The sequence below is a fragment of the Streptomyces sp. CA-294286 genome (assembly GCF_050947155.1).
Classification (GTDB): Bacteria; Actinomycetota; Actinomycetes; order Streptomycetales; family Streptomycetaceae; genus Streptomyces.
In genome coordinates this window covers 1,902,926-1,927,195 of record NZ_CP192005.1, presented here as the reverse complement: position 1 = coordinate 1,927,195, position 24,270 = coordinate 1,902,926, and the positions used below count along the sequence as shown (strand labels likewise).

General features: G+C 71.6%; 24 protein-coding genes. 9 read left to right on the top strand and 15 right to left on the bottom strand.

Going from position 1 to position 24,270, the window contains the following annotated elements:
* Window positions 1-103: 103 nt before the first annotated feature.
* Window positions 104-583 carry an N-acetyltransferase family protein gene (locus tag ACQPZG_RS13125; RefSeq protein WP_433545989.1) on the bottom strand — a complete coding sequence of 160 codons (480 nt, stop codon included), beginning with the start codon at window positions 581-583 and terminating at the stop codon, window positions 104-106.
* Between the two features lie 100 nt (window positions 584-683).
* Between ACQPZG_RS13125 and ACQPZG_RS13120 the strand changes: the two genes are divergently transcribed.
* Window positions 684-1,031, top strand: coding sequence for a DUF1330 domain-containing protein (locus ACQPZG_RS13120; RefSeq protein ID WP_433545988.1), 348 nt, complete (start codon window positions 684-686; stop codon window positions 1,029-1,031).
* A 164-nt stretch (window positions 1,032-1,195) separates the two neighbouring features.
* On the opposite strand, the gene ACQPZG_RS13115 is transcribed toward ACQPZG_RS13120, so the two are convergent.
* From ACQPZG_RS13115 to ACQPZG_RS13105, 3 genes are all read right to left on the bottom strand, one after another.
* Window positions 1,196-2,137, bottom strand: coding sequence for a hypothetical protein (locus ACQPZG_RS13115; protein WP_433545987.1), 942 nt, complete (start codon window positions 2,135-2,137; stop codon window positions 1,196-1,198).
* 98 nt (window positions 2,138-2,235) lie between these two features.
* Entirely contained in the window at window positions 2,236-2,931 is a 696-nt protein-coding gene (msrA, locus tag ACQPZG_RS13110) for a peptide-methionine (S)-S-oxide reductase MsrA (RefSeq protein WP_433545986.1), read from the bottom strand.
* Between the two features lie 144 nt (window positions 2,932-3,075).
* Entirely contained in the window at window positions 3,076-4,179 is a 1,104-nt protein-coding gene (locus tag ACQPZG_RS13105; protein WP_433545985.1) for a hypothetical protein, read from the bottom strand.
* Between the two features lie 208 nt (window positions 4,180-4,387).
* On the opposite strand from ACQPZG_RS13105, the gene ACQPZG_RS13100 reads away from it, so the two are divergent.
* Window positions 4,388-5,548 (top strand): cystathionine gamma-synthase, encoded by a 1,161-nt coding sequence (locus ACQPZG_RS13100; RefSeq protein WP_433545984.1) that lies wholly within the window; start codon window positions 4,388-4,390, stop codon window positions 5,546-5,548.
* Window positions 5,549-5,727: 179 nt separating this feature from the next.
* Here ACQPZG_RS13100 and ACQPZG_RS13095 read toward each other — a convergent pair whose 3' ends face one another.
* From ACQPZG_RS13095 to ACQPZG_RS13085, 3 genes are all read right to left on the bottom strand, one after another.
* Window positions 5,728-5,979 (bottom strand): hypothetical protein, encoded by a 252-nt coding sequence (locus ACQPZG_RS13095; RefSeq protein ID WP_433545983.1) that lies wholly within the window; start codon window positions 5,977-5,979, stop codon window positions 5,728-5,730.
* Window positions 5,976-6,617, bottom strand: a complete 642-nt coding sequence (locus ACQPZG_RS13090) for a sigma factor-like helix-turn-helix DNA-binding protein (RefSeq protein WP_433545982.1) — start codon at window positions 6,615-6,617, stop codon at window positions 5,976-5,978. Before ACQPZG_RS13090 ends, ACQPZG_RS13095 begins: the two co-directional genes overlap by 4 nt.
* A 136-nt stretch (window positions 6,618-6,753) precedes the next feature.
* The gene (locus ACQPZG_RS13085) at window positions 6,754-7,257 is read right to left on the bottom strand and encodes a MarR family winged helix-turn-helix transcriptional regulator (protein ID WP_433545981.1); all 504 of its coding nucleotides are present in this window, start codon (window positions 7,255-7,257) and stop codon (window positions 6,754-6,756) included.
* A gap of 154 nt (window positions 7,258-7,411) precedes the next feature.
* On the opposite strand from ACQPZG_RS13085, the gene ilvA reads away from it, so the two are divergent.
* From ilvA to ACQPZG_RS13070, 3 genes are all read left to right on the top strand, one after another.
* The gene (gene ilvA / locus ACQPZG_RS13080; protein WP_433545980.1) at window positions 7,412-8,653 is read left to right on the top strand and encodes a threonine ammonia-lyase; all 1,242 of its coding nucleotides are present in this window, start codon (window positions 7,412-7,414) and stop codon (window positions 8,651-8,653) included.
* Between the two features lie 202 nt (window positions 8,654-8,855).
* On the top strand, window positions 8,856-9,836 hold the full coding sequence (locus tag ACQPZG_RS13075) for an ATP-binding cassette domain-containing protein (RefSeq protein ID WP_433545979.1): 981 nt from the start codon (window positions 8,856-8,858) through the stop codon (window positions 9,834-9,836).
* A gap of 11 nt (window positions 9,837-9,847) precedes the next feature.
* A complete protein-coding gene (locus ACQPZG_RS13070; protein ID WP_433549381.1) occupies window positions 9,848-10,696 on the top strand; it encodes an ABC transporter permease in 849 nt (282 codons plus the stop codon).
* Window positions 10,697-10,775: 79 nt separating this feature from the next.
* Here the strand turns inward: ACQPZG_RS13070 and greA are convergent, their stop codons facing one another.
* Both greA and ACQPZG_RS13060 read right to left on the bottom strand, forming a co-directional pair.
* Window positions 10,776-11,273 carry a transcription elongation factor GreA gene (gene greA, locus ACQPZG_RS13065; RefSeq protein WP_433545978.1) on the bottom strand — a complete coding sequence of 166 codons (498 nt, stop codon included), beginning with the start codon at window positions 11,271-11,273 and terminating at the stop codon, window positions 10,776-10,778.
* A gap of 175 nt (window positions 11,274-11,448) precedes the next feature.
* Window positions 11,449-11,877, bottom strand: a complete 429-nt coding sequence (locus ACQPZG_RS13060) for a DUF4307 domain-containing protein (RefSeq protein WP_433545977.1) — start codon at window positions 11,875-11,877, stop codon at window positions 11,449-11,451.
* A 122-nt stretch (window positions 11,878-11,999) separates the two neighbouring features.
* Here ACQPZG_RS13060 and mca point away from each other — a divergent pair, with 122 nt between their 5' ends.
* Both mca and ACQPZG_RS13050 read left to right on the top strand, forming a co-directional pair.
* Window positions 12,000-12,881 carry a mycothiol conjugate amidase Mca gene (mca, locus tag ACQPZG_RS13055; RefSeq protein ID WP_433545976.1) on the top strand — a complete coding sequence of 294 codons (882 nt, stop codon included), beginning with the start codon at window positions 12,000-12,002 and terminating at the stop codon, window positions 12,879-12,881.
* An 18-nt stretch (window positions 12,882-12,899) separates the two neighbouring features.
* Entirely contained in the window at window positions 12,900-13,196 is a 297-nt protein-coding gene (locus ACQPZG_RS13050; protein WP_433549380.1) for a hypothetical protein, read from the top strand.
* Window positions 13,197-13,425: 229 nt separating this feature from the next.
* Here the strand turns inward: ACQPZG_RS13050 and ACQPZG_RS13045 are convergent, their stop codons facing one another.
* A complete protein-coding gene (locus ACQPZG_RS13045) occupies window positions 13,426-13,992 on the bottom strand; it encodes a Uma2 family endonuclease (protein ID WP_433545975.1) in 567 nt (188 codons plus the stop codon).
* A gap of 237 nt (window positions 13,993-14,229) precedes the next feature.
* On the opposite strand from ACQPZG_RS13045, the gene ACQPZG_RS13040 reads away from it, so the two are divergent.
* Window positions 14,230-16,251 carry a thioredoxin domain-containing protein gene (locus ACQPZG_RS13040; RefSeq protein ID WP_433545974.1) on the top strand — a complete coding sequence of 674 codons (2,022 nt, stop codon included), beginning with the start codon at window positions 14,230-14,232 and terminating at the stop codon, window positions 16,249-16,251.
* A 71-nt stretch (window positions 16,252-16,322) separates the two neighbouring features.
* Here ACQPZG_RS13040 and ACQPZG_RS13035 read toward each other — a convergent pair whose 3' ends face one another.
* Window positions 16,323-16,961, bottom strand: a complete 639-nt coding sequence (locus tag ACQPZG_RS13035; RefSeq protein WP_433545973.1) for a TetR family transcriptional regulator — start codon at window positions 16,959-16,961, stop codon at window positions 16,323-16,325.
* 329 nt (window positions 16,962-17,290) lie between these two features.
* Window positions 17,291-17,971 (bottom strand): PAQR family membrane homeostasis protein TrhA, encoded by a 681-nt coding sequence (gene trhA / locus ACQPZG_RS13030; protein ID WP_433545972.1) that lies wholly within the window; start codon window positions 17,969-17,971, stop codon window positions 17,291-17,293.
* A 253-nt stretch (window positions 17,972-18,224) separates the two neighbouring features.
* Here trhA and ACQPZG_RS13025 point away from each other — a divergent pair, with 253 nt between their 5' ends.
* Entirely contained in the window at window positions 18,225-20,060 is a 1,836-nt protein-coding gene (locus tag ACQPZG_RS13025) for a phosphoenolpyruvate carboxykinase (GTP) (protein WP_433545971.1), read from the top strand.
* Between the two features lie 253 nt (window positions 20,061-20,313).
* Here ACQPZG_RS13025 and ACQPZG_RS13020 read toward each other — a convergent pair whose 3' ends face one another.
* The 3 genes from ACQPZG_RS13020 to ACQPZG_RS13010 all read right to left on the bottom strand — a co-directional run bounded on the left by ACQPZG_RS13020 (window position 20,314) and on the right by ACQPZG_RS13010 (window position 24,226).
* A complete protein-coding gene (locus ACQPZG_RS13020; RefSeq protein WP_433545970.1) occupies window positions 20,314-20,718 on the bottom strand; it encodes a hypothetical protein in 405 nt (134 codons plus the stop codon).
* Between the two features lie 106 nt (window positions 20,719-20,824).
* Entirely contained in the window at window positions 20,825-22,036 is a 1,212-nt protein-coding gene (locus ACQPZG_RS13015) for a pyridoxal phosphate-dependent aminotransferase (protein ID WP_433545969.1), read from the bottom strand.
* Between the two features lie 447 nt (window positions 22,037-22,483).
* On the bottom strand, window positions 22,484-24,226 hold the full coding sequence (locus tag ACQPZG_RS13010) for a hypothetical protein (protein ID WP_433545968.1): 1,743 nt from the start codon (window positions 24,224-24,226) through the stop codon (window positions 22,484-22,486).
* Window positions 24,227-24,270: the final 44 nt, after the last annotated feature.

Sequence of the window (24,270 nt, the reverse complement as noted above, 5' to 3'; positions counted from 1 at the left end):
ACCCGTCCCGTAGCACCAGTCCCGCAGCACCGGCCGGGCTTGCGCCGTCGCCGGTTTCGTACCGCAGCCCGCCGCGTCCCGTAGTGCCCCGCCGTGTCCCGACCTACGGCTTCCAGACGAGCCGGACGTCCGGCTCCCGCTCCTCGTTGCGCGACCCGTCCGTGCGCTCGGCCTCGGTGAAGCCGTGCCGGAGGTAGAAGCGACAGGCGCTTTCGTTCACCTGGAACGTCCACAACTCCAGCCCGTCCGGGCGCAGTTGCTTGGCCTTCGCGACGAAAAGATCGCCCAGCCCGCAGCCGCGCCGCTCCGGAGCCAGATAGAGCTGGCCGATCCCTGCCTCGTCCAGCACCATCACACCGACGAGAGCTCCCGCCGCGTCCTCGGCGACCCAGGTCTCGCACTCCGGCACCACCACGTGGCGGAACCAGCCCCGCACCCCGTCGTCGTCGTGTGCCCGCCGCACACCCGGCAGGGCGGCGCCGTACGACCGCAGGTACACGTCCGCGGCGGCCTCCGCGTCTCCGCCGACCGCCCGACGCAGCACGAACCCCGCGCCGCCGCCCCCACCACTCACAAGATCCATCCGGCCAACCTACCTCCGAGGTAATCGACCCGGGCCCCCCGCTGTCGCACCCTTGAACTCAGGCCACCCCAAGGCCACTTCACTTCCGAAAGAGGACGCCATGACCGCGTACGCGATCGCCCACATCGGCCCGGCCGACGGCCCGCTCCACGAGGACGTCCTGCGCTACATGGAGCGCATCCAAGGCACCTTCGGGGCCTACGGCGGGCGCTTCCTCGTTCACTTCAAGCAGCACGAAGTGCTGGAGGGCGACTGGCACGGCGCTCCGGTCCTGGTCGCCTTCCCCGACATGAACAGGGCCCGCGCCTGGTACAAGTCCCCGGAGTACCGGGAAATCCTCCCACTGCGCACCCGCCACCTGCCCGGCGACGTCATCCTCGTCGAAGGCGTACCGGAGAACTACGACGCGACGGCGACGGCGACGCAGGTACGGGACGCGCAGGTGTAGGGATGCCCAGGTGTAGGGATGCCCAGGTGTAGGGATGCCCAAGTGTAGGGATGCCCAGGTGTAGGGATGCCCAGGTGTAGGGACGCCCCGCCCCTCGTCCGCAGGCGAAGGAGTTCTCTGCGGCTTCCGGCACCGCCCGACGGCAGACGAGGACGCTGACGGCGTCACGCGTCGGACGGTCGCTCTGCCCGACGTTCGTCGGAGAAGAGGTCGTCGGCGGTCGTCGCGGTGAGGGCACGGGCGTACCAGCTCCGGATGACGGCGTCCTCGGTGCAGGCGAGCACGCGCGCCCGTACCGAGTCGGGAACCGCAACCCCCCGTGCCTCCAACACCACGAGCACCCCGGAGGCCAGTCCCTCCTCGCGGCCCTCCTCGCGGCCCTCTCCGCGGCCCTCTTCGCGGGCCTCCCTGCGAATGCGCTGCTGCGTCTCGGAGCGGAAGAACGAGAGGTCGAGGTCGGCGGTCATGAGGTCCCTCCAGGTCTGGGCTGCCGGGGTGTTCCCCAGGCCCTGCTCGGTCAGTTCGGCGTAGACCAGGGCAGTGTCCGGGTCGATGGTGGTGAGAGCGACGACCAGCGCTTTCAGTATGGCACCGGCCTCCGGATCCCGGCTGTGCGCGATTGCGGAGAGTGACGCCAGCGGTACGTCCTGGGCGGCCAGCACCGGATCCGTGAAAACGGGCAGATTGTGTGGGCCGAGGACGAGGGGGCGCAGAGTGAGGCTGGGCCACTGGGAAGTGCCGAAGTCCACGGGTGAGCTCGCCCATGCCGCCGTGGCACGGTCCCGGCAGACCACGACGAGCACGACCGGCAGCCCGTACTTGGCATGCAGGTGCGCGAGGTAGTAGGCCCAGCTGGACGCCTTGTCGGGATCCCGCTTGTTCTGGGCCTCGACGGCGAGGAGGTATTCCTCGCCGTCGACGCCCCGGATCCTGAGCAAGGTGTCCACTCGCCGTTCGAGCGGCTTGAGCTCGGTCAGGTCCGTGGGCATCTCGGTCACTGATTCCGGATCGGCGAAGGGGATGCCCTGTGCCCGGAAGGCGCGGGCGAAAATGCCCGGGTCCTCCTGGAAGATGCGGTGCAGCGCTTCGTGGGGTGAGTCGACCATGTGCCGAGACGTTAGGCAATTGCCACGGGCACGGTGAGGGCTTCGCTGCTTCACTCACCCGGACGGGTGACGCCGTGCCATGACCGCCCCGAACGCCGTCAGCCGGCCGAAGCGATGCCCGTCGGGCAGGAGCGGCCCCAGTTGGTCTCGGACGGGGCGCTCAAAGTGACGCCCGTACCGCCGATGCCGCAGTAGCCGTCCGGGTTCTTGTCCAAGTACTGCTGGTGGTACGGCTCGGCCGGGTAGAAGGGGTTGTCGGCGGCCGGGAGGATCTCCGTGGTGATCGTGCCGAAGCCGGCGCCCGTCAGGACCTCCTGGAACGCGGCGCGGGACGCCTCGGCCTCGACGGCCTGTTCCGGGGTGTGCGGGTAGATCGCGGAGCGGTACTGGGTGCCCACGTCGTTCCCCTGGCGGAAGCCCTGGGTGGGGTTGTGGGACTCCCAGAAGAGCTTGAGCAGGGTGGGGTAGGAGGTGACGGTGGGGTCGTAGACGACCCGGACGACCTCGGTGTGCCCGGTCAGGCCCGAACACACCTCCTCGTACGCCGGATTGGGGGTGCTGCCGCCCTGGTAGCCGACGAGGGTCGTCCAGACGCCCTCGGCCTGCCAGAACTTCCGCTCAGCACCCCAGAAGCAGCCCAGACCGAAGTCCGCGACCGCCAGGCGGGAGGGGTAGGGGCCGGAGAGCGGGTTGCCGAGGACCGTGTGGCGGGACGGAACCTCGAACTCCGGGGTCGCGCGGCCCTTCAGGGCCTGCTCGGGGGTGGGGAGCTGCGGCGTACGGCCGAAGAGCATGGCGGTTCCTCCTGGAGCGCGGGTCGGACGTCCCGTACAACGTGGCGGGCACGGCGGGGATTCCCGCACCGCGCGTGCGGGCCCGCGTACGACCCCACGCCCCGCCGTCCCCGTACGGCCCCGCGCCGCCCGTGTCCCCGGTGCCTAGCCGCGCAGCGTCGCCGGGCTTCCGCCGTTCGCCTCGTAGCCCGCCACCGCCAGGTTGCGGTGCAGCGTGTAGTCGGCGGCAGGGTCCGGGTGGAGGGTCCAGGGGAGGGCGCCCACGTAGCCGTCGACGGCGGCGATCTGCTTGACCGCTTCGGCCCAGCGCTCCGAGCGGACGAGAAAGAGGATCAGGAGGTGGCGCACGTGGGGCAGCATCGGGTCGTCCGGGCGGGCGGCGTGCACGGCGTACAGGGCGCCCTCGACCGCCCGGGAGACGACCGCGCTCTGGTAGAAGCTGCTGACCATGACGACCTCGGGGAGGTGGTCGTGGACCGAGAAGAGGGGGAGGGCGGCGAGCAGCGAGCCCTGGGGGGCGCGCGAGGCGGCGTGGGTGGCGAAGGTGTCCGCCTCGGCGCGGGAACCGTGCCACTTCTCGGAGAGGTAGTGGAGGGCGACGAGATGCGCCCCCATGTGCGTCGGTGCGCGGTCCAGGACCTTCGCCCAGAGCCGGTCGAACTCCGCGCGGGGATAGCCTAGCCCCCGGGCGACGGACAGCTCGGTGAGGTACGGGACGGGGTCGCCGGGGGCGAGGAGCGCGGCCTGGGCGCACAGCTCGCGGGCCTCTTCGAGGATGATCCGGAAGTCGTCCTTCCCGGCGGCGGACGACCGCCACGCCTGCTGCACCAGGAACTCCGCGTGCACCTGCGCACCGCCCGCGTCCTTCGGCGAATCCGCACGCCAGGCGCGCAGCCACCGGCCGCCCTCGCCCGGCCGCTGGGCCAGTTCCAGGGAGGCCGCGCCCGCGAAGGACTGCACGCGCTGCCAGCGCAGTTCGCCCTCCTTGGGCGTCCCGGCGAGGAGCTGGGCGGCGGCCCGCCAGTCCTGGGTGCGCTGCACCACGTCCAGTACGTCGAGGAGGTCCTGGTCGGGGCCGGGCAGGCGCACGTCGAGGGCTTCCTGCCGTACGAAGCCGTACTCCTCCGGGTCCGCCGCGTCGGGCGAACCCGGCGCCGCCAGCCGGATGCCGCCGCGCCTGCGCAGCAGGAACGGACCGAGGGCGGCGCCCAGCATGAGCGCCGCGATCAGGAACCAGAGAATCTCCATACGGCCATTGTCCCGGACGGCGGCCGGCAACGGACCGCGAGGGAGGCGGAGCGGACAGGACCGCGGAGGAGCGGGGAGGACGCGGAGCGTCCGGGAGGGGGTGGGCGCGGGCCGCGGGGGCGAGGACCGGCCACCGCGGGGACGCGGGGTCGCCCGGCGGGGCGTGGGGCGGACACGGAGCACCGGAAGGCGAACTACCCTCGGCCCCATGACTCATGAGCAGAGCAGCAACGAGCGCGCTTTCGAGACCCTCGCCATCCATGCCGGGAACACCGCCGACCCGCTGACCGGCGCCGTCGTGCCGCCGATCTACCAGGTGTCGACGTACAAGCAGGACGGGGTGGGCGGCCTGCGCGGCGGCTACGAGTACAGCCGCAGCGCCAACCCGACCCGTACCGCCCTGGAGGAGAACCTCGCCGCGCTGGAGGGCGGCCGGCGCGGGCTCGCCTTCGCCTCCGGCCTGGCGGCCGAGGACTGCCTGCTGCGGACGCTGCTGTCGCCCGGCGACCACGTGGTCATCCCGAACGACGCCTACGGCGGGACCTTCCGGCTGTTCGCGAAGGTCGTCTCCCGGTGGGGCGTGGAGTGGTCGGTGGCCGACACCTCCGACGCGGCGGCGGTACGGGCCGCCCTCACCCCCCGCACGAAGGCCGTGTGGGTGGAGACGCCGTCCAACCCGCTCCTCGGGATCACCGACATCGCGGCCGTCGCCGAGGTCGCCCGCACGGCGGGGGCGCGGCTCGTCGTCGACAACACCTTCGCCAGCCCCTACCTCCAGCAGCCGATCGCGCTCGGCGCGGACGTCGTCGTGCACTCGACGACCAAGTACATGGGCGGCCACTCGGACGTGGTGGGCGGCGCGCTCGTCACCGACGACGCCGCCCTCGCGGAGGAGCTGGTGTTCCACCAGAACGCCATGGGCGCCGTCGCCGGACCCTTCGACGCGTGGCTGGTGCTGCGCGGCATCAAGACCCTCGCCGTCCGCATGGACCGGCACAGCGAGAACGCGACACGGATCGCGGACATGCTGACCGCGCACCCGGCGGTCTCCCAGGTGCTCTACCCGGGGCTGCCGGAGCACGCCGGGCACGAGGTCGCCGCCAAGCAGATGAAGGCCTTCGGCGGCATGGTGTCCTTCCGGCTGAAGGCCGGCGAGGAGGCCGCGGTGGACGTCTGCAACAGGGCGCAGCTCTTCACTCTCGGCGAGTCCCTGGGCGGCGTCGAATCGCTGATCGAGCACCCGGGACGGATGACGCACGCGTCGGTGGCCGGGTCCGCGCTGGAGGTGCCGGGGGACCTGGTGCGTCTGTCGGTCGGCATCGAATCGGGCGACGACCTCCTCGCGGACCTCAAGCAGGCGCTGGCGTAGGGGAGTGGGGCGGGGGCTCGGGGCCCGGCGGTTCGGGGCCGGACCCGGGGCCCGGGGTGGTGGCCGGGCGGCCGAGGCCGGTCGTCGGCGGTCGGGGCCGGGCGGTCCGCCGTCGGGCCGTCCTCGCGGGCGGCGGTTCGGTCGGTCGCAGGCCGGCCCCCGTCCGCCGCAGGCGGCCCTCAGACACCCCCCACCGGCGGGGAGATGTCCGCGGGCGGGCCCAGCCACGGCTGGGTGACCGACGCCCACACCAGGAACGCCACCAGCAGCGCCGCCGCCAGCGTCCACAGCGCCCGCCGCAGCACCCGCCGCCGACGGCGCCTGCGCAGGCCGCGCGCCGTCGCCCGGGGGAGCAGGTCAGCCGGTACGGGAGGGTGCGCGGCCTCCGCGAGGAGGCGGCGCACCTCGTCCTCCTCGCGACGCCGTGTCACGGTGCCGCCACCGCCCGGGGCGCGCGGGCGTCGCGCTCCCCGTCCTGGCGGCCCTGCGGGTCCTCGGGGTCCGGCGTGCCCCGCGTTCCGTGCGAGCCCCGCGCCCCGTGGGGCTCCTGCGCCTCCGGGGGCCTGCGCCGCGGCTTCGTCCGGGCGTCCAGGTGGGCTTCGTGCACCTGGGAGACGGCCCGGCTGCAGAGGGCCCGGACACGGGGAAGAGCCAGGCCCAGCTGGGCGGCGGTCTGTTCCTCCGCGACCCCCTCGTACAGCCGCAGCACCATGATCAGCCGCTCCCGCGGGGTGACCGTCTCCAGCGGAGTGACGTCCGGACGCCGGTGCAACAGGTGCAGCCGCCGCAGGAGTTGCCACAGGTGCCAGTCGCGCCAGGCGCTGCGCGCGAAGCGGGCGACGAGGTCCTGGCGGGTGCGGTCGTACGGGTCCTCGCCGCGCAGCCCCGCCCACTGGGCGTACGTGGTGGCCAGCGCGGCGGCCAGGAGCCGCTGGGCGCGCGGGTTGGCCGCGGCCGGTTCGGCCGTGAGCAGGGTGGCGGTGTGCAGGAGCCGACCCGCGGCGCCCGCGACGAAGGCCGCGAACTCCGCCTCGTCGCACCGCCGCCTGGCCGCTTCGCGCTCGCGCACCGTGGCCTCCCGTCCGCCCGTGCGTCTCATATGAGGACAGGGCGGGGGCCAGGTCAAGAGGCCGGTACGAGGAGCTTCGCGCAAGGCGTCGCGGGGGAGTGGCGCACCGGCCGCGCGCCGGGGCCGGGCGGGGGCGTCAGCCCTCCGTCGGGTGCTCGATCGGATGTGCCGACTGGCGGGCGGAGAGCGCCGAGTTGAAACGGGTCAGCAGCGTCGTGAACGCCTCCCGCTCGTCCTCGCTCCAGCCGTCCGTCACCTGAGCCATCAGCTCGCGCCGCGAGGACCGCACCTCGTCCAGCCGGGCCTGTCCGCGCGGGGAGAGCTGGAGCACGACGGCACGGCCGTCCTCCGGGTGCGAGGTGCGCTTCACCAGGCCCCCGTCGACGAGCGGGGCGACCTGGCGGGTCACGGTCGACGAGTCGATGCCCATGCCCGCGGCGAGCGCCTTGACGCCCATCGGGCCTTCCTGGTCGAGACGGTTCAACAGCAGGTAGGCGGCACGGTCCATCGAGTTGCGGACCTGGCCGAGGCCGCCGAGACGGGTCTGTTCCGCACGCCGGGCGAAGACGGCCACCTCGTGCTGAAGCGCATCGAGGAGACCGGCGGCCGGTTCGCTCGTCATGTCCTGGGTGGGGGGCATGGCTCGGGCTCTCTTCGTACGGTGGTCAGGTTGGTGGGGCAAGGGTACGCGGACCTCGCCGTACACGTACCGGCGCTGCGCGAACCCGTGACGGGGGACAGGAGTGCGCCGGACCGCGAGCGCCCGCCCGGCCCGGGACTGCCAGACTTGACGCATGAGCTTCCGCACCTTCGGCCACGTCCGTGTCCCCGCCCCCGGCCTCATCCTCGACGACGTGCGCGGCGCGCAGAAGATGCTCGCCGGGGTGGCCAGGTGCACCCCCATGGAAGGCAGCCGTTACCTCACGCATCTGGTCGGCTCGCCCGTCCACCTCAAGTGCGAGAACCTCCAGCGCACCGGATCCTTCAAGCTGCGCGGCGCGTACATCCGCATCGCCGGACTGTCCCCCGAGGAGCGCGCGGCCGGGGTGGTGGCCGCCAGCGCGGGCAACCACGCGCAGGGCGTGGCCCTGGCCTCCTCGCTGCTCGGCGTGCGGTCGACGGTGTTCATGCCGGTCGGCGCGCCCCTGCCCAAGGTGGCGGCCACCCGGGAGTACGGCGCGGAGGTGAGGCTGCACGGGCAGGTCGTCGACGAGACGCTGGCCGCCGCGCAGCAGTACGCCCGCCAGACCGGCGCCGTCTTCATCCACCCCTTCGACCACCCCGACGTGATCGCGGGGCAGGGCACGGTGGGGCTGGAGATCCTGGAGCAGTGCCCCGAGGTGCGCACCATCGTCGTCGGCGTGGGCGGGGGCGGTCTGGCCGCGGGCGTCGCGGTCGCGGTGAAGGTGCTGCGGCCGGACGTACGGATCGTGGGCGTGCAGGCGGAGGGCGCGGCCAGCTACCCGCCGTCGCTCGCGGCCGGGCGGCCGGTGGCACTGGAATCGGCGCAGACCATGGCCGACGGCATCAAGGTCGGCAGGCCGGGGGACGTGCCGTTCGCGCTGGTCGAGGAACTGGTCGACGAGGTGCGGACGGTGAGCGAGGACGAGCTGTCCAGCGCGCTGCTGCTGTGCCTGGAGCGGGCCAAGCTGGTCGTGGAGCCTGCCGGGGCGAGCCCGGTGGCCGCGCTGCTGAGCCAGCCGGAGTCCTTCGAGGGACCGGTGGTGGCGGTCCTGTCGGGCGGGAACGTCGACCCGCTGCTGATGCAGCGCACCCTGCGGCACGGCATGGCCGCCGCCGGCCGTTACCTGTCGCTGAGGTTGCGTCTGACGGACCGTCCGGGGGCGCTCGCGAATCTTCTCGGGGTGTTGTCAGCGGTGGACGCCAACGTCGTCGACGTGAGCCACGCACGGACCGATCCGCGGCTCGGACTCACGGAAGTGGAGGTGGAGTTGCAACTGGAGACGAAGGGCCCGGAGCACTGCACGGAGGTGCGCGGCGCGCTGCGCGAGGCCGGGTACCGGGTCGTTTCGTAGGGGCGGGCGTACGGGCGGTCCGCACGCGCCCTCGCCGGCTCCCGCGAACCCCGTAAATCCCTTTCCGCGACGCGATGTATCGCGTTAGGGTGTGCCGCGCGCTGCTCCGGTCGGCGCTTCTGCTCCCCGTGTTCGCCGGGCGGTGCACGACCGGCACATCCACTATTGCGTGAGGAACCACCCGACAACTGGGGGACCCCCTATGCCAGGCGCCATCTACGCCGAAGGTCTGGTCAAGACCTTCGGCGACGTCAAAGCCCTGGGAGGCGTCGATCTCGACGTCCCCGAGGGCACCGTACTGGGGCTGCTCGGGCCCAACGGTGCGGGCAAGACCACGGCCGTCCGCGTCCTGACCACCCTGCTCCGGCCCGACAGCGGCAAGGCGTTCGTCGCGGGCATCGACGTACTGAAGCATCCCAACGAGGTACGGCGCTCGATCGGCCTGTCCGGCCAGTTCGCCGCCGTCGACGAATACCTCACCGGCCGCGAGAACCTCCAGATGGTCGGGCAGCTCTACCAGATGTCCAAGAAGGCCTCCAAGGTCCGCGCGGACGAACTCCTGGAGCGCTTCAACCTCTCCGAGGCCGCCGACCGTACGGCCAAGACGTACTCCGGCGGCATGCGACGACGCCTGGACCTCGCGGCGGCCCTCGTGGTCTCGCCCCCCGTGATGTTCATGGACGAGCCCACCACCGGCCTCGACCCCCGCAACCGGCAGCAACTCTGGGAGGTCATCCAGGAGTTGGTGGCCGGCGGCACCACCCTCCTGCTCACCACCCAGTACCTGGAGGAGGCCGACCACCTCGCGCACGACATCTGCGTCATCGACCACGGCAAGGTCATCGAGCGCGGCACCTCCGACCAGCTCAAGGCCCGCACCGGCGGCGAACGCATCGAGGTCGTCGTCCACGAGCGCGACCACATCGTGATCGCGGACGAGATCCTGCGCGGCTTCGGCAAGGGCGAGACCAAGGTCGAGCAGCACACCCGCAAGCTGACCGTCCCGGTCACCGGAGGCGCGAAGCTCCTCGCCGAGGTCATCCGCGAACTCGACGCACGGGGGGTCGAGATCGACGACATCGGACTGCGGCGACCCACCCTCGACGACGTGTTCATCTCCCTGACGGGGCACGCCGCCGAGGTCGACGAGGCGGAGAACGGCGAGGAGGTGGGCAAGAAGTGAGCACCGAGACCATGCCGGCCAAGTCGCTGGCGCCCGTGGCCAGGGGCGGGCTCGCCCAGTCGGTCACCGACTCGCTGACCATCGCCAAGCGGAACCTGATCCGCATGATGCGGATTCCGGAGATGGTGATCTTCGGACTGATCCAGCCGATCATGTTCGTGGTGCTGTTCACGTACGTGTTCGGCGGCTCGATCCAGGTCGGCGGCACGGCCTCCGCGCAGGACTACAAAGAGTTCCTGATGGCGGGCATCTTCGCGCAGACGGTCACCTTCGCGACCGCCGGTGCGGGCGCGGGCATCGCCGACGACATGCACAAGGGGCTCATCGACCGCTTCCGGTCGCTGCCCATGGCGCGGGGCGCCGTCCTCACCGGGCGCACCCTCGCCGACCTGGTGCAGACCGCGCTCACCCTGGTCGTGCTGGCGGGCGTCGCCCTGCTGATCGGCTGGCGTGCCCACGAGAACATCCTCAAGGTGCTCGCCGGCTTCGCCCTGCTCCTGCTCCTCGGCTACGCGTTCTCCTGGATCGGTGCCCTGATCGGCCTGTCCGTCCGCACCCCCGAGGCGGCCACCTCGGGCGGTTTGATCTGGCTGTTCCCGCTGACCTTCATCTCGAACGCCTTCGTGCCGGTCACGGGCATGCCGACCTTCCTCCAGCACGTCGCCGAGTGGAACCCGTTCAGCGCGACGGTGGCGGCGGCCCGGCAACTCTTCGGCAACACGTTCGACGGGGTGCCGCCCTCGGTCACCGGCGCCTGGCCGATGGAACAGCCGGTGCTCGCCTCGCTGATCTGGTCCGTCCTGATCATCGCGGTCTTCCGCACCCTCGCCGTCCGCAAGTACCGCTCCGCGGCCGTCTGACCCCTGCCCGCACACACGAGTGCCCCCGGCCGCCACTGGCGACCGGGGGCACTCGCGCACGTGCGGACGACGCGGGACCTCAGCCCTGGTACGGCGTCGCCTCCAGGATCCGCACCCTGGCCTTCTTGCCGTTCGGCAGCTCGTACTCGGCGTCCTCGCCGACCTTCTTGCCGATCACGCCGGTGCCCAGCGGGGACTGCGGCGAGAACGTCTCGATGTCGGAGGTCGGGTACTCCCGCGAGGCGAGCAGGAACGTCATCGTGTCGTTCTCGTCGCCGTCGAAAGCGATCTTGACGACCATGCCGGGCGCCGCCTCGCCGCTCTTCGCCGGGGCCTCGCCGACCTTGGCGCGCTCCAGGAGCTGCTTCAGCTGACGGATCCGGAGCTCCTGCTTGCCCTGCTCCTCCTTGGCCGCGTGGTACCCGCCGTTCTCACGGAGGTCGCCCTCCTCACGGGCCGCCGCGATCTTCGCAGTGATCTCACCGCGCGCCGGACCCGACAGGTACTCCAGCTCTTCCACGAGCTTGTTGTACGACTCCTGGGTCAGCCAGGTGACGTCGTCGCTGGTCTGGGTCACAGGTGCTCCTCGAAGTTACGGATAACAAAGCATCGCCCTACCCAGAAGGATGTGCCTCCACGGGCGGGCGAAACCACGAGCCTAACAATTCGTTGCCCCCGAGGGGAGAAGAAAAACCGCAACAGGAACATCTTCGCAGGTCAGCGCGGCCAAGCTTGCTTCGTGGAGGGCCGCGTCACTGCCCGTCGGCGGTGCAGCTCAGCAGTTCCGCGCTGGTCGCCTTCGTCGTCGTGCGGATCGGATAGATCTCGTCGATCCGGCTCTGCCCCCGCTGGTCGATCCGTACGTCCTTGCGGCCGACCTCGGCGCCGCTGCGCGCCAGCGCGCGCACCGTGCACGTCCCGGTGACGTCGTCGCCCTTGCGGATCTCCAGGTGGACCCGCACCTCGGTGTCCGAGGACTTCAGGTCGAACTTGATCAGCTCGGCGCTGATCTGCTGCTTGGTGATGTAGCCGTACCCGATCCAGCCGACCAGCGCGAGCAACAGCGTCCCGAGCACGGCGCCCGTGATCTTCAGCTTGCGGTCCGTGCGGGCGTCGGCGGACGCGGAGCGGCCGTAACGGCCCTCGGGAGCGCCGGGAGCGCTGTCGCCTACCGCGTTCATGATGTGTTCCTCCGGCCGTGCGGGAATCCAGGAATATTTTCCGCCCCCGGTTCGGTCAATATAGAAGCCGCACCATTGCGCCGGATCACCGAGGGCGCCGGATCACACGAGGATCGAGAGTCTTGACTGAGCAGCTGCGCTTGATGGCCGTGCACGCCCACCCCGACGACGAGTCGAGCAAGGGTGCCGCCACGATGGCGAAGTACGTGTCCGAGGGGGTGGACGTGCACGTCGTGACCTGCACCGGCGGGGAGCGCGGCTCCATCCTCAATCCGAAGCTCCAGGGCGACAAGTACATCGAGGAGCACATCCACGAGGTACGGGCCAAGGAGATGGCCGAGGCCCGCGAGATCCTCGGCGTCAAGCAGGAGTGGCTCGGCTTCGTCGACTCCGGCCTGCCCGAGGGCGACCCGCTGCCGCCGCTGCCCGAGGGCTGCTTCGCCCTGGAGGACGTCGACGAGGCGGCCGGCCGCCTGGTGAAGTCCATCCGCGCCTTCCGCCCCCAGGTCGTCACCACGTACGACGAGAACGGCGGCTACCCGCACCCCGACCACATCATGACCCACAAGATCACGATGGTGGCCTTCGACGGGGCGGCCGACGCGGCGGCGTACCCGGAGGAGGAGTTCGGCCCGGTCTGGCAGCCGATGAAGCTCTACTACAACCAGGGCTTCAACAAGCCGCGCACCGTCGCCCTGCACGAGGCGCTGCTGTCGCGCGGCATGGAGTCGCCGTACGGGGACTGGCTCAAGCGCTGGGAGGAGTTCCAGCGCGACGAGCGCACGCTGACCACCTTCGTGCCCGCCGCCGAGTTCTTCGAGATCCGCGACAAGGCGCTCATCGCGCACGCCACGCAGATCGACCCGGACGGCGGCTGGTTCCGCATCCCGATGGACCTCCAGAAGGAGGTCTGGCCGACGGAGGACTACGAGCTCGCGAAGTCCCTGGTGCCCACGTCCCTCCCCGAGAGCGACCTCTTTGCGGGCATCCGCGACAATGCCTAGGTGAACGTTTCCCAGGCAATGACTCAGCTCGTGTCGCTCGCCGCCGACGACACCTTCGACAAGAACAAGGTGACGCCGGGAGTCCTCGGCTTCCTCGTGTTCGCAGCGCTGGCGATCGGTGTGTGGGCGCTGATGAAGTCGATGAACCGGCACATGGGGAAGGTCTCCTTCCAGGAGACGCCGGACCCGGACGCTCCGGTCGCCGGCCCCGAGGGCGGCGAGGGCAGGGCGAAGGCCGCGGCGGGGACCGCCCCGGCCGAGCCGTCCGGTCCCGGGTCCGGGGGACCGGACCGGGGCCCCGGCAAGAAGAAGTAGCACCCCCGCCCGGCCGCCGGAAGCTGGGGTCGCCGGGACCGTGGGCCGGAAGCACAGGCCGCCGGAACCGTGGGTCGCCGTAGGAACGGCCGCCACGAGCCGTGCCGCCGCTCCTGCGGCCGACGGCACGGTCACCGGAGCGCCCGCCACCGTCGCCCCGTCGCCCGGCCTTCGACGGTGCCGCCGGGCGGTGGCGAGCGCCCTTCTGCGGGCGGGGCGGAGTCGGTCGTCAGACCGTTCCCAGGTCCACGGCGACGGGGAAGGGCACGGCAGCGTTGATCACGCTCGTGAACACCTCGCCTTCCCGGTAGACCTTCGTGGCGGGGTCGAGGACGTACGTGTAGGTGATCGGGACGCCGGTGGCGGCCTGCTCGACGCGCCAGTAGAAGGGGATGCCGGCCTTGGCGTACTGGTCCACCTTCACGATCCGGTCGGTGGTCTCCGAGCCGGGCGAGACGACCTCGACGACCAGGAGCACGTGTTCGGGGCGGGTGGGCGTGACGTCAATGGTCTCCGCCCGGTAGACGGTGACATCCGGACGGCGGTTGGTCAGGGGAACATCCTGCAGACGGACGTCGAAGTCGGTGTCGGCGTTCCAGTCCGGGCCCGCGGCGGTGTCCAGGGCATTGGTCAGGAGCCGGGCCAGCCGGTTGTGCCGCTTGGAGGCGCTCGGGCTCACCACGACCATCCCGTCCACGATCTCGATGCCGGCACACTGCTCCTCGGACCAGGAGTCGTACTGCTCGGCGCTGATCTGCGAATGCATCCACGCGGGCGCCACCATCTCGGCGGTCATGGTGTACCTCCTTGGAGGAGCCTCGGCAGTCCGGGCGCTGCTGCGCTCAGCCTACTGTCCTGCCATGCCGGGGCTCCTGATTCGGAAGAACGGGACGGATTCTCCTCGTCCCTCTTCGGGTGGCACGTGGCGAGGCCGACGCCCACCACCTCATGCCGCACGAGTGCGAACCGGCCGGGCGGACGCGGGTGGGCGGGCTTCGCTGTCAGGAGGGAAGCGTTGTGAGAGGCTGGTCCGATGAACCGGCTGGCTGATGCGACCTCGCCTTATCTGCTGCAGCACGCTGACAACCCGGTCGACTGGTGGCCCTGGACACCGGAGGCTTTCGAAGAGGCGCGACGGCGCGATGTGCCCGTTCTGCTGTCGGTCGGCTACTCGGCGTGCCACTGGTGCCACGTGATGGCGCACGAGTCGTTCGAGGACGAGGCGACCGCGGCCCTCATGAACGAGCACTTCGTCAACGTGAAGGTCGACCGCGAGGAGCGGCCCGACGTCGACGCGGTCTACATGGAGGCCGTGCAGGCCGCCACCGGGCAGGGCGGCTGGCCGATGACCGTCTTCCTCACTCCGGACGCCGAGCCCTTCTACTTCGGTACGTACTTCCCGCCCTCGCCCAAGCACGGGATGCCGTCGTTCCCGCAGGTCCTGGAGGGCGTGCGGAGCGCGTGGACGGACCGGCGGGCGGAGGTCGACGAGGTCGCCGGGAAGATCGTCAAGGATCTGGGCGAGCGCACGCCGGCCCTCGGCACCTCGGAGCTGCCCGGCGAGGAGGACCTGGCGGCGGCCCTCCTCGGCCTGACCCGGGAGTACGACGCGGTGCACGGCGGCTTCGGAGGCGCGCCCAAGTTCCCGCCGTCGATGGCGCTGGAGTTCCTCCTGCGGCACGCCGCCCGCACGGGCTCGGAGGGCGCGTTGCAGATGGCGTCCGACTCGTGCGAGGCGATGGCGCGCGGCGGCATCTACGACCAGCTGGGCGGCGGCTTCGCCCGGTACTCGGTGGACCGGGAGTGGGTCGTGCCCCACTTCGAGAAGATGCTGTACGACAACGCGCTCCTGTGCCGCGTTTACGCCCACCTCTGGCGCGCCACCGGCTCCGACCTCGCCCGCCGGGTCGCCCTGGAAACCGCCGACTTCATGGTCCGGGAGCTGCGCACGAGCGAGGGCGGGTTCGCGTCCGCGCTGGACGCCGACAGCGAGGACGCGCACGGCCGGCACGTCGAGGGCGCGTACTACGTCTGGACGCCCGGCCAACTGCGCGAGGTGCTCGGCGAGGCCGACGCGGGGCTCGCCCAGGCGTACTTCGGGGTGACGGAGGAGGGCACCTTCGAGGAGGGCGCCTCCGTCCTTCAGCTCCCGCAGGACAACGGCACGGTGGCCGACGCCGGGCAGATCGAGTCGATCCGCGCGCGCCTCCTGGCCGCGCGCGCCGAGCGTCCCGCGCCGGGCCGCGACGACAAGGTGGTCGCCGCCTGGAACGGGCTCGCCGTCGCCGCGCTCGCCGAGACCGGTGCGTACTTCGACCGCCCCGACCTGATCGAACGCGCGACGGAGGCCGCCGACCTGCTCGTACGGGTGCACCTCGACGACGCCGCGCGGCTCGCCCGTACCTCCCGCGACGGCCGGGTCGGCCCCCACGCGGGTGTGCTGGAGGACTACGCGGACGTCGCGGAGGGCTTCCTGGCCCTGGCCTCGGTCACCGGCGAGGGCGCCTGGCTCGACTTCGCCGGTTTCCTCCTCGACCACGTGCTGATGCGGTTCGCAGGCGAGGACGGCACGCTGTACGACGCGGCCGACGACGCCGAGAAGCTCATCCGCCGCCCGCAGGACCCCACCGACACCGCCACCCCGTCCGGCTGGACGGCAGCGGCGGGAGCACTTCTCTCGTACTCCGCCCACACCGGTTCCGCCGCCCACCGGGAAGCGGCCGAGGGCGCCCTGGGCGTCGTCAAGGCCCTGGGTTCCCGTGCCCCGCGCTTCATCGGCTGGGGGCTGGCGGTCGCGGAGGCGGCGCTGGACGGACCGCGCGAGGTGGCGGTCGTGGGCTCCGCCTCGGACCCGGCGGCGCGGGAGCTGTGGCGGACGGCGCTGCTCGGCACGGCACCGGGTGCGGTGGTCGCCTTCGGCACGGACGGCACCGAGTTCCCGCTCCTGGCGGACCGCCCGACGCCGGCCGCGTACGTCTGCCGCCGCTTCGTGTGCGCGGCGCCGACGACGGACACGGGGGTGCTCGGCGAGCAGGTGGGGGTACGGGGGCAGTAACGGGGACGTATCGCGGGCTGCCCGGGGAGGCGGAGCCGTACGCGACGGCTCGCCCGTGGGCCTGTGGGGTCTCAGCCGTCGAGGTCCTCGATACGGCCGAGGCCCCCCTCGAACGTCCGCAGCATCCGGTCCACCAGTTCCACCAGGTCGTCCCGCTGCCCGCGCTCCGCCCAGTACAGCGTGGTCTCCAGCACGGCGGCGAGCAGTCCCGTCGCGAAGATCCGCACCTCCAGCTCGCCCGCGTCCCGCCCGGTCCGCTCGGCGACGACCCGGCACAGCATGCGGCTGGTGACGTTCACGCTCTGCACCATCCGGGAGCGCACGGCGGGCACTTCCAGCATCAGCCGGGTGCGCAGCAGCACTTCGTCCGGTTCCTCGTCGAGCGAGCGGCGCATCGCCGCGGTGAGCACGGCCCGTACGGACTCCAGCAGGGGCTCCGAGGCGGGCCGTTCGCGCAGGGCGCCCTCCAGTACGGGGTCGTACTCGTCCGGCAGGACGATGTCCTCCTTCACCGGGAAGTACCGCAGGACCGTGCTGGGTGAGACGTCGGCCTCCGCCGCGATCTGTTCGACGGTGAGGGCGTCCCAGCCCTGGTCGGCAACCAGCCGGAATGTGGCCCGGCGGATGTCCAGCCGGGTTCGGAGCTTTTTGCGTTCGCGCAGGCCGGGGCGGGTACTGGAGGTGTCGGACGGGTGGCGGGGTGCGGACATTGCGCCATTGTCGGCCATGATCACGTGCCGCTGACGGCCGGTCGGTTGTCGGTGCGGCATGTCACGATGTGTGGTGGGTAGCAGAACCGTCCGTGAAATTGCGACAGATGTGCGGAGTGATAGAGGAAAGAGGAAGCATGCGCAGAATCGTGAACGTGCTGACCGGAGTGGTGGCGGCCCTGTGCGTGGCGGCCTTCCTGGTCTGGGGGGAATGGGCGGTGCTCGGTGTCGTCGGGGCCGCCGTGGGGGTGCTGGCGTGGCAGGTGGCCGCGGCTTCGAAGCCCCGGCCGCCGCGCAGGGGAGAGGTGGGCGCCGCGCCCACGACGCCCTCAGGCCGCATAGGCCACCAGCGAGATCGCGACGTAGTGCGCCGCGAACGCCGCCAGGGTGAGGGAGTGGAACACCTCGTGGAAACCGAACCACATCGGTGACGGGTTGGGGCGCTTGAGGCCGTAGATCACGCCTCCCGCGCTGTAGAGGAGCCCCCCGACGACGACCAGCACCAGCACCGCGACGCCGCCCTCCCGCAGGAAGTCGGGCAGGAAGAAGACGGCGGCCCAGCCCATCGCGATGTAGCACGGGGTGTACAGCCAGCGCGGGGCGCCGACCCAGAAGACGCGGAAGGCGATGCCCGCACCGGCTGCCGCCCAGATCGCCCAGAGCAGGGTGGTGCCGGTCGACGCGGGGAGCAGCAGCACGGTGAGCGGGGTGTAGGTGCCCGCGATGATCAGGAAGATGTTCGCGTGGTCCAGGCGGCGCAGGATCGCCTCGCCCACCGGCCCCCAGGTGCCCCGGTGGTAGACGGCGCTGACCCCGAAGAGCAGGCAGGCGGTCAGGACGAAGATGCCGCACGCGACGCGGGCCCGGGTGGAGTCCGCGAGGAGGATCAGGGCGATGCCCGCGACCAGGACCGCGGGAAACATGCCGGCGTGCAGCCAGCCACGCAGTCTCGGCTTGATCGGGGGCGGGACGATCTCGGTGACCTGGTCGGGCACGGCATGCGGCGTCATGCCCCGAATGCTACCTACGGGTCCGTAGGTTCCGGCCGGGTCCGAGTGGGGAGTGGTGATGCTCACGTACGGGCGCACTTGTCACGAAGTGGCGATGCTCACGTGGGCGGCCCTCTGGACATATGGGCGGAACACCCCGATGATCAAATGAGTGCGGTCGGCACCGGATGAGCGCCAGGGAGTTCCACGTGAAGCATCCGGGTCGCAGCCCCCACGGGGCAGAAACCAACAATTCCCTCGTTTAGGAGCAATCGTGGCGCGCGACATCGCGGCTCCCGGCACCGTCCCCACCCAGCACCAGGAGCTTCTCTCCTGGGTCGACGAGATCGCAGCCCTCACCCAGCCCGACCGCGTCGTGTGGTGCGACGGGTCCGAGGCCGAGTACGAGCGGCTCTGCGAGGAGCTCGTCGCCAAGGGCACGTTCAAGAAGCTCGACGAGATCAAGCGCCCCCACTCCTACTACGCGGCCTCCGACCCCTCGGACGTGGCCCGCGTCGAGGACCGCACCTTCATCTGCTCCGAGAAGGAGGAGGACGCGGGCCCGACCAACCACTGGAAGGCTCCGGCGGAGATGCGGGAGATCTTCCAGGGCAAGGACGGCCGGGAGGGCATCTTCCGCGGCTCCATGCGCGGTCGCACGATGTACGTCGTCCCGTTCTGCATGGGCCCGGTCGGCTCGCCGCTGTCCGCGATCGGCGTGGAGATCACCGACTCGGCGTACGTCGCCGTCTCGATGCGCACCATGACCCGCATGGGGCAGGCCGTCCTCGACGAGCTGGGCTCCGACGGCTTCTTCGTGAAGGCCGTGCACACCCTGGGCGCCCCCCTCCAGGAGGGCGAGGCCGACGTCCCGTGGCCCTGCAACTCCACCAAGTACATCTCGCACTTCCCCGAGGACCGTGAGATCTGGTCGTACGGCTCGGGCTACGGCGGCAACGCCCTGCTCGGCAAGAAGTGCTACGCCCTGCGCATCGCGTCCGTCATGGCCCGCGACGAGGGCTGGCTCGCCGAGCACATGCTGATCCTCAAGCTGACGCCCCCGCAGGGTGAGGCGAAGTACGTCGCCGCCGCCTTCCCGTCGGCGTGCGGCAAGACGAACCTGGCCATGCTGGAGCCGACGATCCCCGGCTGGACCGTGGAGACCGTCGGCGACGACATCGCCTGGATGCGCTTCGGTGAGGACGGCCGCCTCTACGCGATCAACCCGGAGGCCGGCTTCTTCGGTGTCGCGCCCGGCACCGGTGAGCACACCAACGCCAACGCGATGAAGACCTTGTGGGGCAACTCCGTCTTCACCAACGTCGCGCTCACCGACGACAACGACGTCTGGTGGGAGGGCATGACCGAAGAGGCCCCCGCCCACCTCACGGACTGGAAGGGCAACGACTGGACCCCTCAGTCCGGTACGCCCGCCGCCCACCCCAACGCCCGCTTCACCGTCCCGGCGGCCCAGTGCCCGACGATCGCCCCCGAGTGGGAGGACCCCAAGGGCGTCCCGATCTCGGCGATTCTCTTCGGCGGCCGTCGCGCGACCGCCGTCCCGCTGGTCACCGAGTCTTTCGACTGGCAGCACGGCGTCTTCCTCGGCGCCAACGTCGCCTCCGAGAAGACCGCCGCCGCCGAGGGCAAGGTCGGCGAGCTGCGCCGCGACCCGTTCGCCATGCTGCCGTTCTGCGGCTACAACATGGGCGACTACATGGGCCACTGGGTGAAGGTCGGTGCGGACAAGGCCGACCAGTCGAAGCTCCCGAAGATCTACTACGTCAACTGGTTCCGCAAGAACGACGCGGGCAAGTTCGTGTGGCCCGGCTTCGGTGAGAACAGCCGCGTCCTGAAGTGGATCGTGGAGCGCCTGGAGGGCAGGGCGGACGGCGTCGAGACCCCGATCGGCATCCTGCCGACCAAGGAGTCCCTCGACACGGACGGCCTGGACCTGCCCGAGGCCGACCTGGACTTCCTCCTCACCGTGGACAAGGAGGTCTGGCGCGAGGAGGCTGCCCTGGTCCCCGAGCACCTCAACACCTTCGGCGACCACGCCCCCAAGGAACTGTGGGACGAGTACCGCGCGCTGGTGAAGCGCCTGGGCTAGTCCCCACCGGACTCCCCTCCGGGTGCACGAACACCCGGAGGGGACACGAGAGCCGCACTCGGATCGTCACGACACCGCCCTGACCTGTGGGATCACCGGAACGAGACGCGGCGAGACCCCCGAAGCCCCCTCACGGCTCCGGGGGTCGCCTCATGTCCGGGCACGCTCGCGCGGGGCTCTGCCCGAGGGGCGGGTGGTGGGTGGTGGGTGGCGCCCGGTCCGCGCGCGTGAGCGGGCGCGGACCGGGGCCGTTCTAGGAGCCGACGAGACCGTCGGCCGAGGGGACCGCCGGGTCCGCAGTGGCCGCCTGGTGCGCGTCCATGCGTTCGGCGGCGAGGATCGCGGCGGCGGTGTCCGCGCGGGAGGCGGCGACGACCAGGGCGCGGCCCGCGAGCGCGTGGGCGCGGCGGTGCAGGTCGGCGGGGGCCTCGCGGCGGTGTCCGGCGTGCCGGGCGGGCGGGGCGCCGCGCAGGCGCGCGACCTGTACGGCGATGCGGTCGGCGGCGACGCCGAGCCCGAGTTCGTCGGTCACCGCGAGGAGTGCGGACAGGTGTCCGGCGAGCTGGATGTCCAGCTCCTCCTCGCGCGAGCGGTGCGGGAAGCGGTCGTGGGCGTCGGCCATGGAGTGGACCGACTTGGTGCGGATCGGTTCGTACACGGGGATGGCCTCCTGCCGTCGTGCGTCAGGAGACCATCCTAGCTTGGATCGTGTCTAAAGTTGTCCGGGGTAGAGAAAACCTCGGCAAAGGTCCTCGCGGGGACCCTCAGTGCTGGCCGTAGCCATCCAGGAAGTTCCCGATCCGCGTCACCGCGTCCGCGAGGTCCTTCGTGTTCGGCAGGGTCACGATGCGGAAGTGGTCCGGCTCGGGCCAGTTGAACCCGGTCCCGTGCACCACCATGATCTTCTCGGCCCGCAGCAGGTCGAGGACCATCTGCCGGTCGTCCTTGATCTTGTAGACGTTCGGGTCGAGGCGCGGGAAGAGGTACAGCGCCCCTTTCGGCTTCACGCACGTCACGCCGGGAATCTGCGTGAGCAGCTCGTACGCGGTGTTCCGCTGCTCCAGGATCCGCCCGCCGGGCAGGACCAGGTCGTCGATGGACTGACGGCCTCCCAGCGCCGTCGCCACGGCGTGCTGCGACGGCATGTTGGCGCACAGCCGCATGTTGGCGAGGATGGTGAGGCCCTCGATGTAGGAGGTGGCGTGCGCCTTCGGGCCGCAGACCGCCATCCAGCCGCTGCGGTAGCCCGCCACCCGGTAGTTCTTCGAGAGCCCGTTGAAGGTGAGGACCATCAGGTCGGGGGCGAGCGCGGCGGTCGGCGTGTGGGTCGCGCCGTCGTACAGGATCCGGTCGTAGATCTCGTCGGAGCAGACGATCAGGTTGTGGCGGCGGGCGATCTCGGTGAGCCCGCGCAGCATCTCGTCGTCGTACACCGCACCCGTCGGATTGTTCGGGTTGATGATGACGAGCGCCTTGGTGCGGTCGGTGATCTTCCGCTCGATGTCCGCGAGGTCGGGCATCCAGTCCGCCTGCTCGTCGCACCGGTAGTGCACGGCCGTACCGCCGGCCAGGGAGACGGAGGCGGTCCACAGCGGATAGTCCGGCGCCGGTACGAGAACCTCGTCGCCGTCGTCGAGCAGTGCCTGCATCGACATCTGGATCAGCTCGGAGACGCCGTTGCCGAGGTAGATGTCCTCGACGTCGAGGTCGATGCCCTTGGTCTGGTAGTGCTGCATCACCGCCCGCCGCGCGGACAGCAGCCCCTTCGCGTCCCCGTAGCCGTGCGCGCCGCCGAGGTTGCGGAGCATGTCCTCCAGGATCTCGGGCGGGCACTCGAACCCGAAGGCCGCCGGGTTCCCGGTGTTCAGCTTGAGAATGCGGTGTCCGGCCGCCTCCAGCCGCATCGCCTCCTCAAGCACCGGCCCCCGGATTTCGTAACAGACATTTGCGAGCTTCGTCGACTGGATCACCTGCATGACGGCGAGCTTACGGCCGTGCGTACGGGGCCGCCGCGGTTTACGGCCGCACCACCCGCGGGGGTACGGGAAACACGCCCGCGCCGTCTTCCATCGCAAAGCGCATCCCCGCCCCCGACCGCCGAAACACAAGCGCGGCCCGCCGGAAGGCTAAGAAACCGCCCGGCGGGCCGGCCCCGGGTGTCGTACGTCACGAGCCCGCGCCGCGAGCGCCGCCCGAGCGCCCGCCGGGAGCGCCCCGCGCCTGGGAACCCCCCGCACCGGCAGTACCCGCCGGGAGCGCCCATCGGGAGTGCCCCGCGCCCGGAAGCGCCCACCGGGAGCGCCTTAAGCACCCGCCGGTAGTACCCGTCGGGAGCACCCGCCGGTAGTACCCGCCGGTAGTGCCCGAGGGTGAGCCCGGCCGGGGCGCGTTCCGCCGGGTCCGTCCCTCGGTGCGTCCGTCCCTCAGCGCGCCTGGCCGGTCCGCAGCGCGTCCCCGCACGACGCCCCGCCCCGCCCGTACTGCCGCCCGTCGAGCCGCTCCGCGTTGTCCCGCGCCCACGCCTGCACGCGCGCGAGGGCGCCGGGGTCGCGCATCGCGTCGCGCCGCACCCAGTCGCCGTTGGCTCCCCGCAGGGTCAGCGGTACGTAGCCGTGGGCGGTCAGCGCCTCGGGGGTGAGGCCGATGCGCCCGCTCCAGACGCCGTGGGTGTGCACGAAGGCGGGCCGCACCTGGCGCAGCACGTGGTCGCGGACCCGGTCCGGGTCCCGGGCGGCGAGCGCGTCGGCGACGGCGCGGTCGGTCAGCCCGGCGGTGTCCAGGACGGTCAGACGGGTGGTGAGCAGCGTCCCGCCGAGGTCCGGGAGCGCCAGCACACCGTCGTCGACGCCGAGTTGATCCGCGTAGGTGTTGAACGTCTCGCCGTAGCGCTGGACGACGAAGCACATCGGGACGGTCGGCGACGCCTCGAACCGCGCGTCCGGCTGTTCCCGCCCCGCCACGGACAGCGCCACGGCGGCGGCCGTCACCGCCGCCAGTGCTCCGCGTCCGCGCCACCCCTCGCCCTCCCACGCCGCGACCAGGGCGAACGACCCCGCGAGCGCGCCGACCGCCCACACGGGGGTGGCGAAGCGGTACAGGCCCATCCAGTCCTGGTTGAGGATCCCGTAAGCGAACAGCAGCAGGGTGAGCGGGACGAGGGCGGCGACCAGCGCCCGCCGGGCCCGCCCCGGGCGGCCGACCACCAGCCCGGCGCACCCGGCGAGCGCCAGGACCAGCAGCCACCCCGTGTACGCCAGCAAGCCGGACGTGTGCGCGAGCTGGGCGAGTTCCGGGGCGCCCTGCGCCTTGGCGACCGCCGTGTTCGGCACCCAGCGCCCGAAGGTCTCGTGCCGCCACAGCAGGAACGAGGCGTACGGCACCGCGAACGCGCCGAGCGCCACGCACACGTGGGCGAGCGTGCGGCGCGCCTGGCCGCGCCGCAGGAACAGCAGCGCCGCCACCGGGTACACGGCCGCGCACACCGCGCCGTCGGGCCTGGTCAGGGCTGCGAGCAGCGCGAGCAGTCCGGCGGCGGCGGCCGTGCGCCCGGTGGACAGGGTGCCGACGGCGGCGGCGCGGGCGACGAGGGCGGCGAGGACGGTCGCCGCCAGCGCGTACAGCGGGTTCTCCAGTCCGGAGAAGAGCCAGGCCACCAGGGAGAAGTTCCCCGCCACGGCCGCCCCCGCGAGGAGCGTGACCACGGGCACGACCCGGGGGCGGAAGACGGCACGGGCCGCCAGGGTGACCGCGAGAAGCATCCCCGCCACGCAGGCCAGCGCGAGGAGCTTGGGGTACCAGACCAGGTCGGCGACCCCGAGCACCGAGGTCCCGCTGTCGAAGAGGCCGAGCCGGCGGCCGAGGACGAGGAGGAGCAGCCAGGAGGGGTTGGAGTAGCCCTCCACCGCCTCGGCGCCCTGCTGCTGGACGAGCCCGTACCCCTCGTCGATGCTCCGCGCGTACGCGAAGGTGATCGCCGCGTCGTCCACCACCCAGTGGCCGAGCCGGGAGGCGTGGAGGGCCGTCAGGGCGGTGCCGACGGCGACGGCCGCCGCCTCGACCAGAGCGGGGCGACGGCCGCGCCGGGAGGCGGCGGGCTCCGGGGCGGGGGAGCGGGGCGGTGACGGGGGGACGGGGCGGGAGAGGAGCGCCGAGGGGGTTCCAGTCATGTGCGGAAAGTTACGCTATGCACCCTTTTGGTGGCGCTTTGTGT

Excerpts from the sequence above, each read along its gene's own strand:
- ACQPZG_RS13125 (WP_433545989.1), bottom strand. The coding sequence starts at position 583 with ATGGATCTTGTGAGTGGTGGGGGCGGCGGCGCGGGGTTCGTGCTGCGT.
- ACQPZG_RS13120 (WP_433545988.1), top strand. The coding sequence starts at position 684 with ATGACCGCGTACGCGATCGCCCACATCGGCCCGGCCGACGGCCCGCTC.
- ACQPZG_RS13115 (WP_433545987.1), bottom strand. The coding sequence starts at position 2,137 with ATGGTCGACTCACCCCACGAAGCGCTGCACCGCATCTTCCAGGAGGAC.
- msrA (WP_433545986.1), bottom strand. The coding sequence starts at position 2,931 with ATGCTCTTCGGCCGTACGCCGCAGCTCCCCACCCCCGAGCAGGCCCTG.
- ACQPZG_RS13105 (WP_433545985.1), bottom strand. The coding sequence starts at position 4,179 with ATGGAGATTCTCTGGTTCCTGATCGCGGCGCTCATGCTGGGCGCCGCC.
- ACQPZG_RS13100 (WP_433545984.1), top strand. The coding sequence starts at position 4,388 with ATGACTCATGAGCAGAGCAGCAACGAGCGCGCTTTCGAGACCCTCGCC.
- ACQPZG_RS13085 (WP_433545981.1), bottom strand. The coding sequence starts at position 7,257 with ATGCCCCCCACCCAGGACATGACGAGCGAACCGGCCGCCGGTCTCCTC.
- ilvA (WP_433545980.1), top strand. The coding sequence starts at position 7,412 with ATGAGCTTCCGCACCTTCGGCCACGTCCGTGTCCCCGCCCCCGGCCTC.
- ACQPZG_RS13075 (WP_433545979.1), top strand. The coding sequence starts at position 8,856 with ATGCCAGGCGCCATCTACGCCGAAGGTCTGGTCAAGACCTTCGGCGAC.
- ACQPZG_RS13070 (WP_433549381.1), top strand. The coding sequence starts at position 9,848 with ATGCCGGCCAAGTCGCTGGCGCCCGTGGCCAGGGGCGGGCTCGCCCAG.
- ACQPZG_RS13060 (WP_433545977.1), bottom strand. The coding sequence starts at position 11,877 with ATGAACGCGGTAGGCGACAGCGCTCCCGGCGCTCCCGAGGGCCGTTAC.
- ACQPZG_RS13050 (WP_433549380.1), top strand. The coding sequence starts at position 12,900 with ATGACTCAGCTCGTGTCGCTCGCCGCCGACGACACCTTCGACAAGAAC.
- ACQPZG_RS13045 (WP_433545975.1), bottom strand. The coding sequence starts at position 13,992 with ATGACCGCCGAGATGGTGGCGCCCGCGTGGATGCATTCGCAGATCAGC.
- ACQPZG_RS13040 (WP_433545974.1), top strand. The coding sequence starts at position 14,230 with ATGAACCGGCTGGCTGATGCGACCTCGCCTTATCTGCTGCAGCACGCT.
- ACQPZG_RS13035 (WP_433545973.1), bottom strand. The coding sequence starts at position 16,961 with ATGTCCGCACCCCGCCACCCGTCCGACACCTCCAGTACCCGCCCCGGC.
- trhA (WP_433545972.1), bottom strand. The coding sequence starts at position 17,971 with ATGACGCCGCATGCCGTGCCCGACCAGGTCACCGAGATCGTCCCGCCC.
- ACQPZG_RS13015 (WP_433545969.1), bottom strand. The coding sequence starts at position 22,036 with ATGCAGGTGATCCAGTCGACGAAGCTCGCAAATGTCTGTTACGAAATC.
- ACQPZG_RS13010 (WP_433545968.1), bottom strand. The coding sequence starts at position 24,226 with ATGACTGGAACCCCCTCGGCGCTCCTCTCCCGCCCCGTCCCCCCGTCA.